The organism is Altererythrobacter lutimaris, assembly GCF_013371495.1.
GTDB lineage: Bacteria > Pseudomonadota > Alphaproteobacteria > Sphingomonadales > Sphingomonadaceae > Erythrobacter > Erythrobacter lutimaris_A.
In genome coordinates this window covers 267,670-283,301 of sequence record NZ_JABWTA010000001.1, presented here as the reverse complement: position 1 = coordinate 283,301, position 15,632 = coordinate 267,670, and the positions used below count along the sequence as shown (strand labels likewise).

Genomic DNA, 15,632 nt, shown 5'->3' with positions numbered 1-15,632 from the left:
CGCTCCAACCTGCGATGAGAAAACGTCGCGAATTTACAACCGAAACGGATGATAATTAAGCAAAAATCCGCAGGCGAAATTGCCTAAGTAGTCTCCATGGACTGTTTACCCGCCACTGAGATCATAGCTTGGGAGCGCGTGAAACGCTTGCTTGAGCGCGTCGCCCCATCCGTCAGAAACAGCATTGAAGTACGGGTCATCGGCGAGAATGCGACGTTGATGCGTGGGCGCAAAATCTTCCCGGCCAATCACCATCAGATCGAGCGGCATTCCCACAGAGAGGTTGGCCTTGAGGGTAGAGTCAAAGCTCACCATCAGTAGCTTGACCGCATCTTCAAATGCCATGCTCCGGTCATAACCACGCAGGATAATCGGCCGACCATACTTCGTCTCGCCGATCTGGAAAAATGGCGTGTCCAAGCCAGCCTCAATGAAATTCCCTTCCGGATAGACCATGAACAAACGCGGCTCCATGCCGGCAATTTGCCCCGCGACGATCATGGAGGCAGTGAACCGGCCCTTCCCGCCATTCCCGTTCGCCGCCTGACAGTCAGCGATCGTTGTCCGCAAAAGCTTGCCGATTTCCGTTGCGACCTGAAACATCGTGGGCGCGGTAAGAAGCGTATTGTCGCGCTCATCGGGTGCTTTGGTGCGCTCTTCAAGTTGACTCACAACGGCTTGTGTCGTCGCGAGATTGCCCGCGGTCATGACGCTGATAATCCGCTCGCCCGGAACCGACCAGTGGAACATCTTGCTGAAGACCGAGATGTTATCGACACCCGAATTGGTGCGCGTATCGCTCATCAAGACAAGCCCGCGATCGAGCACCATCCCCACGCAATATGTCATTGCCTATTGTTCCACTTGCTGTTGCTCGACTGCGACTTCCACAGAGAGCAATTCATCAGAACCGCCATAGCTGATTCCCGTCAATGGCGCCGCATCGCGATAATCGAAGCCGGTTGCAACCCTGACGTAACGCGGATCGGGACTAATTCCGTTGGAGATGTCGAAGCCAACCCATCCGAGCCCCTCGACATGCGCCTCAGCCCATGCATGTGTCGCCTCTTGGTCAATGCGGTCGTTCATCATGAGATACCCGCTCACATAGCGCGCTGGGATGTCGTTGGCCCGAGCAGCGCCGATAAATATGTGGGCATGATCCTGACATACACCTGTGCCCGCTTCGACCGCTTCTTCAGCAGATGTGCGCGCATTGGTCTGCCCCTTAGCGTATGAAACATCGGTCCTGATCGCCGCTGAAAGTGCGTGCAGAAAATCGAGTGGCGCGTCCGCTACAGCAGGCAGATCTCGCATCAAGTCGCGCATACTGGGCCCGGGTTTTGTAAGTTTCGTCTGACTGAGGAAGCTCCACAAGGGCAAGTGCCCGGAATGGATCCCAATCACCCCGGCATTGTCTTGCGTGTCTATCTTGCCCTGACACGTGACAACGACGTTACTTGCCCCTGGTTCTACAGCAACGAGCGTCGTGTGATTGAAATGCTGGTCGTCATATTCAAGCTCAACTTCGGCATTCTCGAATTCCATTGACCAGTCGAGAATTTCCTGCCCCTGCGTCGCTTTGGGCGTCAAGCGCAGACGTTGGAGTGCGTGCGCCACCGGCTGTGCAAATTGATAGCGTGTCGTATGGCGGATCGAGAGGCGCATCAGTCAATCATCCTCACGATAGAAACCTGTAGTCATCAGCGATTGCAGTGCCGATAGCCGCATTGCGTCTCATGAAGTCCGTTAGATATTCGTGCAGACCTTGCTCGAATATCTTCTCTGTCGTCAGTTCAGCGAGGGCTGTGTCAGCTTCACGCATCAGAACATTGCACTCCCCTTCACTCCCGTGAATTCGCGCAAGGGCCGCGAGATGCTGCCGCAATGCGCCATGGCAAAAGGCAAGGCTCCGCGGGAAGCTTTCGTCGAGAACAAGAAAGTCAACGATCCGTGCGGCATCAATTTGGCCTGCATGCAACCACAGGAAAGCACGGTCGCCAGCAACCGAACGCAGCACTTGCTCCCATTGACCGCTATCCAGACTACTGCCGACATAATTGAGTGAAGGCAGCAACAGATAGTATTTCATGTCGAGGATACGCGCAGTGCTATCACCGCGTTCAATGAACGTCCCCGCGCGCGCAAAATGGAACCCTGCATTTCGCAGCATCGTGTTGTTGACAGCCCCATGAACCAACGTGCCTACACGGCGGATCTTGCGTACGACCTCGCTAATCTGACTCGCTGGGACCGGCCTTGCTAGCTTCCCATCGATCTCCATCCAGCCAACATTGATCGCTTCCCAGACTTCACCGGAGATCGCATTGCGCGCAGCGCGGGCATTGGTCCGGACGAGGCCGAGCATTTCTCGGACGCTCGCAGGGTTCTCTTTGTCACGCAGCAGGAAATTCCAGGCTTGCACACCTGAATAGCCATCATTTGCCGCTTCATAAGCAGCGCGTTTTCCCGAGGTTGTAATGACCGAGCGCCACTCAGATTCCGCGGTTTCCAGATCACGCGTAAGCGCAATGCGCAGGCCCGCATCCAGCAGGCGCGCCATATTTTCCGCCCTCTCAAGATAGCGGAACATCCAGAAGAGGCCGTTGGCTGTCCGACCTAGCATGATCGCGCTCCGCTCATTCCTTCAGCACCCACGTGTCTTTCGTCCCGCCCCCTTGCGAGGAATTGACCACAAGCGAGCCTTTCTTGAGCGCGACACGCGTTAATCCTCCAGGCGTGATCTCAACGCCGTCCGGCGAAACGAGGACGAATGGCCTAAGGTCGAGATGGCGCGGCGTGAGGCCTTTCTTCGTGAAGATCGGCGATGTTGACAGCGACAGGGTGGGCTGTGCGATGTAATTCTCCGGCCGCGCCTCCAGCTTTTTGCGAAATGCGGCGATCTCTTTCTTTGTTGCAGTCGGCCCAATCAGCATGCCATAGCCGCCGGATCCGTGGACTTCCTTGATCACCAGCTCAGCGAGATTGTCGAGTACGTATTTGAGGCTTTCCGGATCAGCACAGCGCCATGTCTCGACGTTAGGTAAAAGCGGCTTCTCGCCAGTATAGAATTCGACGATCTCCGGCATGAAGGAATAGATTGCCTTGTCGTCCGAAACGCCCGTGCCCGGAGCATTCGCTATCGTGATCCCGCCCGAGCGATAGACATCCATGATGCCGGGCACACCCAACATGCTGTCTGCATTGAATGTCAGCGGATCGAGAAAATCATCATCGACACGCCGATAGAGCACATCGATCGGTTGATATCCGCGCGTCGTGCGCATCTGCACTCTGCCATCGACTACGCGCAAATCGCTGCCTTCGACAAGCTCTGCACCCATCTGGTCCGCCAAGAATGCATGCTCATAATAGGCCGAGTTGTAGATGCCTGGCGTAAGCACTGCGACGGTCGGCTTCTTGCCCTTACCGCCATCAAAAGCTGGCGGCGCGCATGCGGCGAGCGATCGTGCCAGCTTGCGCGGATAGTTGGATACCGATTCAACCCCGACCCGCTGAAACAGTTCGGGGAACATTGCCATCATCGTTTCACGGTTCTCTAGCATGTAGGAGACACCCGATGGCGTGCGCGCATTGTCTTCCAGCACAAAGAAATCGTTCGGTCCCGTGCGCACGAGATCGATCCCGACAATATGCGTGTAGATGCCGCCGGGCGGCGTGAAGCCAACCATGTTCGGAAGCCAAGCATCGTTGTTGCGCAACAGCCTTTCAGGCAAGCGTCCAGCCCGGATAATCTCTTGGCGATGATAGAGATCATAGAGGAACGCGTTCAGCGCACTGACTCGTTGTTCAATCCCCTTGGTCAGCCGTCGCCATTCGCCAGCACTTATGATACGAGGAACCATGTCGAACGGGATCAGCCGTTCTTCAGCTTCGTCTTCGCCATAAACGTTGAATGTGATGCCAGTGCGGCGAAAGCTATCGTCCGCTTCTGCATCCTTACGCGCGAGCCATTTCGGGTCCTGGTCATCAAACCATGCACAATAATCCCGATAAGCGGGTCGCACGCCGCCATCAGCATCGAACATTTCATCGAAGTGGCTGACTGAGCCGCTCATTCGTCCCCGTTTGCTGTCGATCTATGCAGCTTATGCTGCAAGCCCTCGCTCTTTGCAGGTTTAGTGATCCCCTGTCCTTTCTCAAGGCATCAGCTGCGTTCGAGTTCCTGTAAAATCGCTTCAATCGCATCGGGAGAATAGGAAAACCCCATATGCGTGCAACGAGCGGTTACCACCCGGTCGCGCTCACCCGGCTTGCCGCGAGCGCTACGCGGTGCAACCACGCCGTCGCGTGGGCTCCAGAAAGCGACTGTTTCAACAGGTGGCTTCTCGCTCAATGCACTCTCGACAGGAGGCTCATCAACCCGGTGCCCGGCAACCAGTTGATATAGCCGCCAAGCATTATTGGCTCTCGGATCGCCAGAGAATGGAGAGCCTAGAGTGATTACTTTTGCTGACGCTTGTGAATGACGTTTCGCCAGTTCGCGTGCGAACAGTCCTCCAAGGCTCCATCCGATCAATGTGACCTCTTGGCCTTTAGCTTCGAAAAGCGTGCGCAGCTCCTTTTCAAGGCACTCCAGTTTTGCCGGCGTTGGACCCGTGTTGAAGCCAAGCGACCAATGCGTGACTTCATGCCCTGCTAGCCTCAGCTGCTCGCCGAGATACGCCATATTCTGCGGCCCCGCGAGGAAGCCGGGCAACAGAAGCACATTCTTCGGATTGTTGGTTTGCGTGACTTTTGGTGCACGCCGGATGCGCCGCGTAAGAGGTGAGAGCGGATAACTCGCTTCGCGCAGCATGCGCTGCGCAGATGGGCGAGCCGCGCTTGGCCCGTCAATCCGCTCTGCCGCCAGCTTCAGCCGTTCGCGCAACCCTATTCGCTTGCTCCTCAGCCGCAATCCCCGATCCGTTCGTGAGATGCTTTCATCCTGATTGTGGACTCGCCCATTCCGGTCATGTTGCCTTGCATGGTCATGTCCATGACCGAGCTTGTGGCAGTCGCGGAACCGTCCATCGTCATCGTCATGGTACCTTGGCCCGGAATATCACAGGACATCTTCGCATCGATTTCCCCGCCGCTGATATCAAACCGTTCGAACGTGCAGTTTTCGTCCTGACCCTGCCGCGCCATTTGTTCAAAGCCCTGATCGACGTCTTCTTGCGTAAGGCAATAATCCTGCGATTGCTGGCTCATCATTCCGCGCATCATTTCCGCCGCCTCGGGTGGAGCGCCCGGGATGTCGATTTCCAGCACTTCCATCGTCAGGCTGTACTTGCCCGGTTCCGGCTTAATGGCCGAGCTCTCCGCGCGGTCCGCGACCTCCTCCATGCTTATCGTTTCTCCATCCGAACTGTCAGGCGTATCGCTACCGCAAGCAGCAAGACCAAGAGAAAGCGCGGCGAGGGGAAGATAACGAGTGTGCATCGGGTGGCTCCAACTGTGATTGAGCGCCAAGCCTAACACGCTTGGGAAGAAGCGCAATCCGGCGTTGCGAATCCTACCGATGTCCCCCATATGTTCCGCCAATGGCTGAGCTGATAATCCGCAGAGGGCTGGAAGAACCCGACACAACAGGCAAGTTTGTGCCGCACAAGCCTGCGCGACCGGAAAAATCGGACGGCGGGAAGCGGTTCGAACTGGTGAGCGACTATCAGCCCGCCGGCGATCAACCCACTGCGATTGCAGAGCTTGTAGCCGCCGCTGAAGCAGGCGATCAGACGCAGACCCTGCTGGGTGTCACCGGTTCAGGCAAGACCTTCACCATGGCGAAAGTGATCGAGGAAATGCAGCGCCCTGCCCTGGTGCTGGCGCCTAACAAGATCCTCGCAGCCCAGCTGTATGGCGAGTTCAAAAGCTTCTTTCCCAACAATGCGGTCGAGTATTTCGTATCCTATTACGACTACTATCAGCCTGAAGCCTACGTCCCGCGCTCCGACACCTATATCGAGAAAGAGTCGAGCGTAAACGAGGCGATCGACCGGATGCGCCACTCTGCCACCCGCGCGCTACTTGAGCGCGATGATGTGATTATCGTCGCGTCGGTTTCCTGCCTTTACGGGATCGGCTCGGTCGAGACCTATTCGGCGATGATCTTCGACATCAAGAAAGATGACACGGTCGATCAGCGCGAATTGATCCGCAAGCTCGTCGCGCTGCAATATAAGCGCAATGATGCGGCGTTTGCGCGCGGATGCTTCCGAGTGCGCGGCGACAATCTGGAGATATTCCCTAGCCACTATGAAGATATGGCGTGGCGGATCAGCTTCTTCGGCGACGAGATCGAGGAGATTAGCGAATTCGACCCGCTGACCGGCAAGAAAGGCGCGTCGCTCGACAGGGTTCGGGTCTATGCGAACTCGCACTATGTGACGCCAGGACCGACGATGAAGCAGGCGAGCGAAGCGATCAAATTCGAGCTTGCAGAGCGGCTGAAAGAGCTGGAGGCCGAAGGAAAGCTGCTGGAGCATCAGCGCCTTGAACAGCGCACCAATTTCGACCTGGAGATGATCGCAGCGACCGGCTCTTGCGCAGGGATCGAGAATTACAGCCGCTTCCTTACCGGACGCTTACCGGGCGAGCCGCCGCCAACCCTGTTCGAATACTTGCCTGAGAACGCGCTGCTGTTCGTCGATGAAAGCCACCAGACGGTGCCGCAGATCGGCGCGATGTCCAAGGGCGACCACCGCCGCAAGATCACGCTGGCGGAATACGGCTTCCGGCTGCCCTCATGCATCGACAACCGCCCTCTTCGCTTCAACGAATGGGACGCAATGCGTCCACAAACAGTGTGTGTCTCCGCGACTCCTGGTGGATGGGAGCTGGAGCAGACCGGCGGTGTGTTTGCCGAGCAAGTCATTCGCCCGACTGGCCTGATCGATCCACCGGTGGAGATACGCCCGGTCGAAGATCAGGTGCAGGATTGCATTCAGGAGTGCCTAGCGACCGCCAAGAAAGGCTACCGCACGCTTGTTACGACACTGACCAAGCGCATGGCGGAAGATTTGACCGAATTCATGCACGAAGCGGGCGTGCGCGTTCGCTACATGCATAGCGATGTCGAGACTCTAGAGCGGATCGAGTTGATCCGCGACCTCCGGTTGGGCGTCTACGATGTGCTCGTCGGGATCAACCTGCTGCGCGAAGGTTTGGATATCCCTGAATGTGGGCTCGTGTGCATTCTCGATGCGGACAAGGAAGGCTTCCTGCGGAGCGAGACTTCACTCATCCAGACGATCGGCCGCGCCGCACGCAATGTCGATGGCAAAGTCATTCTCTATGCCGACCGGATCACCGGCAGCATGGAACGCGCGATGGCGGAGACCGAGCGTCGCCGCGAGAAGCAGCGCGCCTACAATGAAGAGCACGGGATCACCCCGCAGACGATCAAACGCGATATTGCCGACATCGTCGCGCATGCTAGCAATCAGGATAGCGTCACCGTCGATACGGGCGATGACGAGGTCAACAACCTCGTCGGGCACAATCTGCGAGCCTATATAGAGGATCTTGAGAAGCGGATGCGCGATGCAGCGGCTGATCTGGAATTCGAGGAAGCCGGACGCTTGCGCGATGAAATTCGGCGGCTGGAAAATGACGAGCTCGGCCTCATTGAGGAACAGAAGTTCGCGCCGGTCAAAGGCAAGTCTACTGAGGGACGTCCTGGAACGCGCAAAATGCGCTACGGCAAAACGCAGCGGAAGATGCGCTAGCAGCATCGCTCATCTTTCAGTTTCGACCAAACAACCACTTCGCTCGACAAACGGTCCTTACCTTCTAGTCCACTTTTGATTTACATGTATATACATGTTAGATCGAGAAGGAGGTCTTCTGATGGTTTGTTCAATATCGCGCTCTATGTATGTACTTGGGGTACTTGCCGCCTTGGCAGCGGTCTCTGCGACTGCGCAAGACAAGCTCGGCGTTGCCGACCCGCAAGCCTATCTGATGGACGAAAGCGAAGAGATTGCGCTCAGTCGTTCAGCCGCACCGGCTTCGATCTCTGCAGAGGCGAACGTGCTTGTTTTGCAAGCTGATGGATCCTTCCGCGCGGCAGTTCAGGGGACCAATGGCTGGACCTGCTTTACAGGGCGAAGCTGGTCAGGCCCTGCGCAATTCGAGGACGGCAAACGTGCTTGGACTGCCAACGCGTTTGATACCACGATCCGCGCGCCGCAATGCTTCAACAAAGCTGCCACCGGCTCAATGCTGAAAATGCACAGGATCGCCACCAAGCACTTCATGAACGGGGCAACAACCGACGAGGTCGACCTCGCCATCGGCTACGCTCTGACCACAGGCGAAATCGAGCAACCACAAGTCGGCGCCATGTCTTACATGTATTCGCCTGATCAGGTTCTCACGCCGGATGGTGGCCGCTTCCATCCGCATGTGATGATCTATCAGCCGCATGTCACACAGGAAGACTTCGGTAGAGGAAGCCCTATGGAAGGTGTGCCCATGGTCACTGAAGGCGGCTCTGTTTTCGCGACCACCGTCATTCTGTCATCGCATTGGTCCGATGGAACACCTGCTCACGGCATGTAGAGACGCGTTTTACTCACGCTTTGCTTTGCTCTACCTGCTGTCGAACGCAGGTCGGGCAGGGTGAAGCATGAGCGCTGAGACAATCGAAGAGGACATTCTTGCGCATTGCGTTGCTGGTCGCACACTTCAGATCGCACGTATCATCGGCGCCCATTATGACAAGGCGCTTGCTGAGACGGGCGTAACGCCGCAGCAACTCACACTTCTCAGCATGATCTGCAAGATGGGTTCGCCTAGCGCGAGCGCGATGTTGCCCTTCCTCAAAATGGATCAATCGACGCTAAGCAGGAACTTGGAACGCATGGTCGCAAAAGGCTGGCTAGAAGCATCACCAAGTGAACAGGATGCGCGTGTGCGATGCTACTCGACCACATCCCAAGGTGAGGCGGCAATGGTCGAGGCTCATGCCGCGTGGCAACACGCCCAAAGCTGGGCAGAAGAAGCCTTGGGGACAAGTGGGATCAACGGCTTGAAATCCATCGCGCATCATCTCAACCCGCTCTTGCCTTACGACATGAATGACTAAGATGACCGAAGCCTTGCGAGCCTTGCGATTCTTCTCTGTTTTGACTTGCATCGCGCTCGCTGCCTGCAAACCACCTGCAACTGACGGTTTTGCGGAGCGACAGGAACGTTCGGCGACCTCAGATGGGCCTGCAACGCCCTTGGAATCGCCGGATATTGAAGGCGCTATCTGGTCTCAAAGCGCGACGCCGCTGCGACTCATTTACGGTAAGCCCGGGGAGCCCCCTCTTTTTGCTGTGGCATGCGAGGTCAGCGAGTCTGAACCCTTGCTTCGCTTCACCCGCTTCGCACCCGCTGATGAAGGCGCACAGGCATTCCTCGCACTGATCGGCAATGGACATGTCGCACGCATACCCGTCGATCTGGTCGAAGCCGACACAGGACTTCGCTGGGAAGGCGTGGCAGATCCGGAAGATCAGCGCATGGAAGCATTTAGCGGTGCTCGCGCTGTGACGGCGACTATTCCTGGCGCTGGCATGGTACGACTTAATCCCAGCCCGCTACCGGGCGAACTGGTCGACACCTGCCGCGCGCAGTCAGAGCCGGCTAAGGCCGATCCCGCTCCGCCCGCTCAATAAGCATGTCCGGCGTCAGGACTTGCGGCAATTGCTCCGCATCGTCGCGAGGCTCATACCAAAGATAGAGCGGCACACCCGCAGCGCCTTGTTCAGTCAGGAACTGCGTGATCTCTTCATCGCGCAGTGTCCAATCCCCTACGATTGCGACCACGCCTGCCTCTTCAAAAGCGGCTTTGGTCGCTTCGCGCTCGATCGCAACGCCTTCGTTCACTTTGCACGTGAGGCACCAGTCGGCCGTGAACCAGACGAATACAGGCTGCCCAGAGGCTCGCGCTTCGGCCAGTACATCAGCTGAAAATGCCTCGGCAGCAAGGATGGACTGCGGCGCGCGATCCGCGCGCGTTTCGAGCGCCGAAGGCAAGGCAAATGCGCCGAAAATCAGGAACGGCGCTGCGATCAGTCCAAACGCCGGCCATGCCATCTTGCCCGCGCGCTGCAATCGGCCGACAACGAGCAGAGCTGCGACGATCCCAAAGACGACCACCAGCGCCACAATCGCGAAGCCTTGTCCGCCAAGACGCGATGTCAGCCAGATAAGCGCGAGCGCTGTGAGACCCATCGGGATCGCCATCGCTTTGCGGAATGTCTCCATCCACGCACCAGGCTTTGGCAGCTTATTGCGAAGCGCCGGAACCCAGCCGAGCAGCAAGAAAGGCAAAGCCAGTCCCAGACCCAACATTGCAAACAACAACAGCGCCGGTAGCGGCGGCAGCAATAAGGCCGCACCCAAAGCGGCAGCCATAAATGGCCCGGTACAAGGCGTCGCAGCAAATGCAGCAAGCAATCCCGTGCCAAACGCGCTGGCTGGCTGGCCGCTGCGTGTGAAAGAGACAGATGGAAGCTCGAAACTGCCAGCAAAGTTGAGTGTGATGATGGTTGCGAGCACCAAGAGTCCGACGACAACCCCCGGAGACTGAAGCTGGAAAGCCCAGCCCACTTGCTCGCCTGCGGCGCGTAGCGCCAACATCAGCGCACCCAGCGCGACGCAAGCCAAGACTACACCTGCAGTATACGCGAGGCCATCGCGCCGGGCTTGTGCTTCGCTCGTCCCAGCTTTTGCCAAGCTCAGTGCTTTGATCGCAAGGATCGGGAAGACGCAAGGCATGATATTGAGGATCAGGCCTCCTGCAAGTGCTCCCAGTATCAAGGTCCAGAGCGGCGGCGTATCGAACGCCATGCGGACGAGCTCTCCTCCGCTTCCAACCTCTCCCGAACCCGCTGCAAAACGCACGCCTGTGCCTTCGCTGAAAGCAACAATGCCGTTCACTTGATCCGGCACATCGCGCTCACCTTTGCGCAGCGGAATTTCGACAATGAGCGCATTATCCTTGCGGTAGAACCTTTGCGGATCGGCATAGGAAACCAGCCGATCGTTGCCGATAAACACATGCGGATCGGCAAGCTCGACTGCCGATGGGACAGGGATGGAAAGGCGCAATGACTTGTCGGTGACCTCGAATGCACCCACGCTGTCAAGCATCGGAGCAAGCGCGGCGCGCCAAGTCGCGAAACGAGCATCGCTTGCATCGCGTTCATCTGACAGCGAGAGCGCGAATTCGCCTTGCTCCGGCACGCAGATCTGATCCGTGCAGGCAAGCCATTGCGCTTTAAGCGCAAGCTCTACCGGTGAGCCGACAACATAATCATCAGGCACACTGATAGGCACGAGAACCGCATAATCGCCTTCGTAAATGTGGTTCATCAATCCGGCGATGACCAAACGTTGCGGGACTGGATAAAGCTGCTCGCCCGCTTCCCATCCATCGGGCAAGCTCCATTCCAACTGCATGCCCAGCCCCGCATCACCGGGGTTCGACCAATAGCCATGCCATTCGGGCGCAACAGGCCGAAAATGGAGCGCAACCATCAGCTCTTCACCCGGCTGTGGCGAAGCTTCAGCGACCAACTCTCCCTGCAGATTGTTGGCCTGGACAAAGGCCTCAGTTGTCTCTTGCGCACGTGCCGTGCTGTCAAGCGCAACCAAGGTGAGCGCTATGGCACAGAAAACTGCGATTTGAGCCGCAAACCGGTGGAACAATCTTGCTTGAATCACGCTCATCCCTCTAGGGCTATGCTTCTCCTTTCGCAACGAAGTGGCAAATGGTGACAGTCGGCGTGACAGAAAAGACAGATCTTCTCATCATTGGTGGCGGCTTGGTCGGCATGACGCTAGCGCTCGCTGCAGCCCGTAAAGGCTTCTCCAGCCATGTTGTTGACCGCGCGGATCCGGCTGAACTGACCGCTGAAGGATTTGATGGGCGCGCGTCTGCTATTTCGACTGCGAGCTGGAACCTGTTCAAGAATATCGGGATCGCTGACTCGCTTGAAGACTTCGCTTGTCCGATCTCGTCAATTGCTGTGACCGATCAGAACAAGCCGGGGCGGATCGATTTCCAGCCTGAGCCACATGAAGGCTCACTGGGCCGGATGTTTGCCAATCGCCGCTTGCGCCTGGCACTGTTTGAAGCCGCTGAGAAAGAGCCGCTTATCCAATGGCATTCGCGTGCGGAAGTCGTCGCGCGCAATCGCAGCGAGCACGGCGTATCGGTGACGCTTGCCGATGACCGCACGCTTGAAGGCTATTTGATGATCGCTGCCGAAGGGCGCGGCTCCCCGACACGCGAGGAAGCGGGCATCTCCATCGCGAAATGGGATTACAGCCACCGCGCAATCATTGCGGGGATCACCCATGAGCGCCCCCACGACAATGTCGCTTGGGAAATCTTCTATCCAGCCGGTCCGTTTGCATTGCTCCCGATGCTGGACGATGCGGACGGCACGCATCGCAGCGCGTTGGTCTGGACTGTCGACGAGAACGATGCAGCAGGCGTTCTGAAACTGTCCGAGCGCGCTTTCCTTGCTGAGACGGACAAGCGAATGGATGGCGTATTTGGCGAGCTATTCTCTGTTGGCCCGCGCAGTTCCTATCCGCTAGGTTTCCACCACACTGCCAAGATCACTGGCGAGAGACTTGCGCTGATCGGCGATGCCGCGCACGGCATTCACCCGATCGCGGGGCAAGGGCTGAACCTTGGTCTGCGCGATGTCGGCGCGCTTGTTGAAGTGCTTGACGAGGGGCGGCTAATCGGTCTGGAGCCAGGCGATGCGCAGCTCTTGAAGCGTTATGAAGAATGGCGCGGACTTGATAGTTTCATGGTCGCGCTGGCCACCGATGGCCTGACGCGCCTTTTTGGAGTGCCGGGAGCCGCTGCATCCACGGTGCGCCGGATCGGAATGGCCGGCGTTCAGCGTGCGCCGATCCTCAAGAAGTTTTTCATGGATGAAGCGCGCGGCGTGTCCGGTGACCTTCCGGAATTGCTCCGCGCTTAGCTGTCGCCGACCGCTTCCACCGGGCTCGGTTGCTCGACCCGGTTGCCAGCGCCATCACGCAAACGACGCGGCTCAAGCACAGCCGCTGTTTCAAGCCTGTCAAGCGCATCCATGGCGTCGCGAAAACGCTTCGCATCGGCAATCCAGGTCGCCGCCTGTTCAGCTCCAGGCATGGCTTCGACCTCCGCGATTGCCGCATCGGTCCTTCCGCTTTCAAGGAACAAACGCGCACGTTCCAAGCGTCGCTCGGGCTGAGGAGAAGGCGTGTCTTCGCGCCGGATGATGAACAGCTGGCCCAGCTCGCGCTGGATATCTGCCCAGGAACTTATCGATTCCGCTTCGCTGATTTCCGGCCCCAGACCTTCCAGACGGAAGAGCAATCGGTCGAGCGTAATCGGGTCGCGCGAAAAAGAGATGACTGTGCGAACCGCATTGGGCCAATTGTCGCCAAAGCGCAGCCGGAGCTGGTCAGCAAGGAAGCCAAGTTCTTCACCACGCTCCAGCGCCCGCCGTGCTGCGAAGGCAATCAGCAAGCCTTCAGCGCGCGCTGCATTTCCTGCAGCAGCCTGTGCCTGAAGGTCGAGCCGAGCAAGACGCTGCTCGGCTGCCGCCAACCGCTGGTCAATCCCGCCCTGCTGCTCGGCAACGCGTTCGACGGCCTCTGCAGCTTCAGCCGCTTCGCTGGCCGTTGCTGTAGGTGACGGTTCCGGCGTTTCCGTTTCGACAGCAGCGACGTCCTCGATCGCAGCTTGTTCAATCGTCGCGACTTCGGTTTCAACCGGCTCGGTCTCGCTGCTATCCCACAGGAAATAGCCCACAATAGCAGCGCCAAGGACAAATGAGCCCAGCGCTGTGCCTACGATCGCTGTCGTCGATCCTGTCTTGCGGCGAGTGCCGTATTTGGGTTCCATTATCGTGTGTGTCCGCAACCTGTTTTTCTGTGCGCAATAGCGAAAGCGCGCGTTTCAGATAGTCTCGCACATGTTCTTCGCCAAGGCCAGTAATGCGTCTTCATTGGGGCTTTCAGCGCATTCCACCCGCATCCAGCCTTCGCCTAGGTCTTCGATTATCCGTGGTCCCAACGCCGCAAGCGCTACATTAGCGCGATCGATGTCATGGGCGTTGCACTGCTCGACAAGGTGTCGAGCTGCCGCTGCAGAGTGCAGCAGGATAATGCAATCGCTCTCCAGCCTTGCCGCCATTTCCGCAGGAATTTCAGTTGCCTCGACCCGATAGACGATACGCGTTGTAAGCTTCAGATTGTCCGGCAGTTGGAGCGGGACATGCTCTTCCCCTGCCAAGCGCAGCCAATGCGCAGGCTCACTCCCATGCGCATCAATCAACCATTGGAGGCCGCCAGAACCTATCGCTTGCACAGAAAAGCCTGCTTCCTTTGCCGCAGTGGCTGTTGTCTTACCTACTGCGAGCACAGGAAGGGAGCGCAATCCAGCAAGGTGATATCCGCCGTGGCGAAACACATTGGCACTTCCGACAAGCAACGCATCGAATGCATTCGGGTCGGGCGCATCCCAGCCTACCGGCTGGATCTCGAACAAGGGATAGCCCGAGATGCGAAGACCAATCGCGCGCCCGGATTTGACAGTTGCGCTGAGACCCGGTTCAGGCCGGATCGCAATGACCGGCACTTGGCTCATGCGGGCTGACCGAAATGCTTCCGGATGTTATAGCTGGAGCGACCAAGAAGATCGCACGCCAGACTTTGCGGACCCGCGGCAACTCCAGCTGCAAACTCAACCTTGCCTTCGACCCGTTCCTGCCCATCAGGACTGAAGACAACGGCGCGCATGTGGATGCGGGCATCATCGAAACGGCTGTCTACAGCGACAGAGCTGTGACAATTCCCGCCCAACGCCTCAAGCAGGGCCCTGTCTGCCAAAACTTCTGCATGGCTCGGCGTATCATCGATAGCTGAGAGCAGCTCGCGCACTCGCGTGTCTTCTGCGCGGCATTCAATGCCGATGGCTCCTTGCGCAGCTGCAGGAATCCATGTGTCTTCATCAAGCGCTACACCGACATCGCTTTGCCCCAACCGCTCAAGACCAGCCGCAGCGAGGAACGTCACATCCGCTTCGCCCGCTTCGAGTTTGGCGAGCCGTGTCGCGACATTGCCTCTGATGCCGACGACTTCGCAATCTGGCCGATGGTTCAGCAATTGCGCTGCACGTCGCGGCGCGCTTGTACCTACGCGGGCGCCTTGCGCAATGTCTGCGATACTCTCCGCGCCCACTAGCACGTCGCGGCGGTCAGCACGCGGCAGGATTGCGCCAATCATGAAGACTTCGGGACGCAGCGTCTCAACATCTTTCATCGAGTGAACACAGGCATCAACATGGCCTTCCCCGAGCCATTGATCGAGCTCTTTGGTCCAAAGTGCCTTTCCGCCGATATCCGCCAGAGGCCGGTCGAGAATTTTGTCTCCGCTCGCCTTCACAGTGACAAGCTCGACTTGCGAGAGCTCCCAGCCATGCGCCGCACAGAGCCGCTCGCGCGTTTCAATCGCTTGCGCCATGGCCAGCGGAGATTCCCGGGTCCCAAGGCGAAGGAGCGGTGCGGATGCAGAGTTTTCAGTCATTGCTGTATTTGCCCTAGCCCGCTGAACAGCTAAGGGAAAGC

At 57.9% G+C, this 15,632-nt stretch carries 15 protein-coding genes; 5 read left to right on the top strand and 10 right to left on the bottom strand.

The window, feature by feature from the left end; all coding sequences use genetic code 11:
• Nucleotides 1–105: 105 nt before the first annotated feature.
• The 6 genes from HUO12_RS01345 to HUO12_RS01320 all read right to left on the bottom strand — a co-directional run bounded on the left by HUO12_RS01345 (nt 106) and on the right by HUO12_RS01320 (nt 5,445).
• Nucleotides 106–849: a proteasome-type protease gene (locus tag HUO12_RS01345; RefSeq protein ID WP_176271899.1), complete on the bottom strand. Its 744-nt coding sequence runs from the start codon at nt 847–849 to the stop codon at nt 106–108.
• 3 nt (nt 850–852) lie between these two features.
• A complete protein-coding gene (locus tag HUO12_RS01340) occupies nt 853–1,668 on the bottom strand; it encodes a transglutaminase family protein (protein ID WP_176271898.1) in 816 nt (271 codons plus the stop codon).
• A gap of 13 nt (nt 1,669–1,681) precedes the next feature.
• The gene (locus tag HUO12_RS01335) at nt 1,682–2,626 is read right to left on the bottom strand and encodes an alpha-E domain-containing protein (RefSeq protein ID WP_176271897.1); all 945 of its coding nucleotides are present in this window, start codon (nt 2,624–2,626) and stop codon (nt 1,682–1,684) included.
• A gap of 13 nt (nt 2,627–2,639) precedes the next feature.
• Nucleotides 2,640–4,079 (bottom strand): circularly permuted type 2 ATP-grasp protein, encoded by a 1,440-nt coding sequence (locus tag HUO12_RS01330; protein ID WP_176271896.1) that lies wholly within the window; start codon nt 4,077–4,079, stop codon nt 2,640–2,642.
• Nucleotides 4,080–4,168: 89 nt separating this feature from the next.
• Nucleotides 4,169–4,891 (bottom strand): alpha/beta hydrolase, encoded by a 723-nt coding sequence (locus tag HUO12_RS01325; protein ID WP_232367270.1) that lies wholly within the window; start codon nt 4,889–4,891, stop codon nt 4,169–4,171.
• Between the two features lie 17 nt (nt 4,892–4,908).
• A complete protein-coding gene (locus HUO12_RS01320) occupies nt 4,909–5,445 on the bottom strand; it encodes a DUF3617 domain-containing protein (protein ID WP_176271894.1) in 537 nt (178 codons plus the stop codon).
• Nucleotides 5,446–5,546: 101 nt separating this feature from the next.
• Between HUO12_RS01320 and uvrB the strand changes: the two genes are divergently transcribed.
• The 4 genes from uvrB to HUO12_RS01300 all read left to right on the top strand — a co-directional run bounded on the left by uvrB (nt 5,547) and on the right by HUO12_RS01300 (nt 9,668).
• Entirely contained in the window at nt 5,547–7,730 is a 2,184-nt protein-coding gene (gene uvrB, locus HUO12_RS01315; protein WP_176271893.1) for an excinuclease ABC subunit UvrB, read from the top strand.
• Between the two features lie 121 nt (nt 7,731–7,851).
• On the top strand, nt 7,852–8,565 hold the full coding sequence (locus HUO12_RS01310) for a hypothetical protein (RefSeq protein WP_176271892.1): 714 nt from the start codon (nt 7,852–7,854) through the stop codon (nt 8,563–8,565).
• Nucleotides 8,566–8,632: 67 nt separating this feature from the next.
• Nucleotides 8,633–9,091 carry a MarR family winged helix-turn-helix transcriptional regulator gene (locus tag HUO12_RS01305; RefSeq protein ID WP_176271891.1) on the top strand — a complete coding sequence of 153 codons (459 nt, stop codon included), beginning with the start codon at nt 8,633–8,635 and terminating at the stop codon, nt 9,089–9,091.
• Nucleotides 9,084–9,668, top strand: coding sequence for a hypothetical protein (locus HUO12_RS01300; protein WP_176271890.1), 585 nt, complete (start codon nt 9,084–9,086; stop codon nt 9,666–9,668). The genes HUO12_RS01305 and HUO12_RS01300 overlap by 8 nt, the downstream gene beginning before the upstream one ends.
• On the opposite strand, the gene HUO12_RS01295 is transcribed toward HUO12_RS01300, so the two are convergent.
• On the bottom strand, nt 9,637–11,721 hold the full coding sequence (locus tag HUO12_RS01295; protein ID WP_332310358.1) for a protein-disulfide reductase DsbD family protein: 2,085 nt from the start codon (nt 11,719–11,721) through the stop codon (nt 9,637–9,639). The genes HUO12_RS01300 and HUO12_RS01295 overlap by 32 nt on opposite strands.
• A 62-nt stretch (nt 11,722–11,783) precedes the next feature.
• On the opposite strand from HUO12_RS01295, the gene HUO12_RS01290 reads away from it, so the two are divergent.
• The gene (locus HUO12_RS01290; RefSeq protein ID WP_332310357.1) at nt 11,784–12,998 is read left to right on the top strand and encodes a UbiH/UbiF/VisC/COQ6 family ubiquinone biosynthesis hydroxylase; all 1,215 of its coding nucleotides are present in this window, start codon (nt 11,784–11,786) and stop codon (nt 12,996–12,998) included.
• Here HUO12_RS01290 and HUO12_RS01285 read toward each other — a convergent pair.
• From HUO12_RS01285 to hemC, 3 genes are read right to left on the bottom strand one after another with little or no spacing between them, the layout of a single operon-like run.
• Nucleotides 12,995–13,909 carry a hypothetical protein gene (locus tag HUO12_RS01285; RefSeq protein ID WP_176271887.1) on the bottom strand — a complete coding sequence of 305 codons (915 nt, stop codon included), beginning with the start codon at nt 13,907–13,909 and terminating at the stop codon, nt 12,995–12,997. The two genes, HUO12_RS01290 and HUO12_RS01285, sit on opposite strands and share 4 nt — an antisense overlap.
• A 54-nt stretch (nt 13,910–13,963) precedes the next feature.
• A complete protein-coding gene (locus tag HUO12_RS01280; RefSeq protein ID WP_176271886.1) occupies nt 13,964–14,653 on the bottom strand; it encodes a uroporphyrinogen-III synthase in 690 nt (229 codons plus the stop codon).
• The gene (gene hemC / locus HUO12_RS01275; RefSeq protein ID WP_176271885.1) at nt 14,650–15,591 is read right to left on the bottom strand and encodes a hydroxymethylbilane synthase; all 942 of its coding nucleotides are present in this window, start codon (nt 15,589–15,591) and stop codon (nt 14,650–14,652) included. Before hemC ends, HUO12_RS01280 begins: the two co-directional genes overlap by 4 nt.
• Nucleotides 15,592–15,632: the final 41 nt, after the last annotated feature.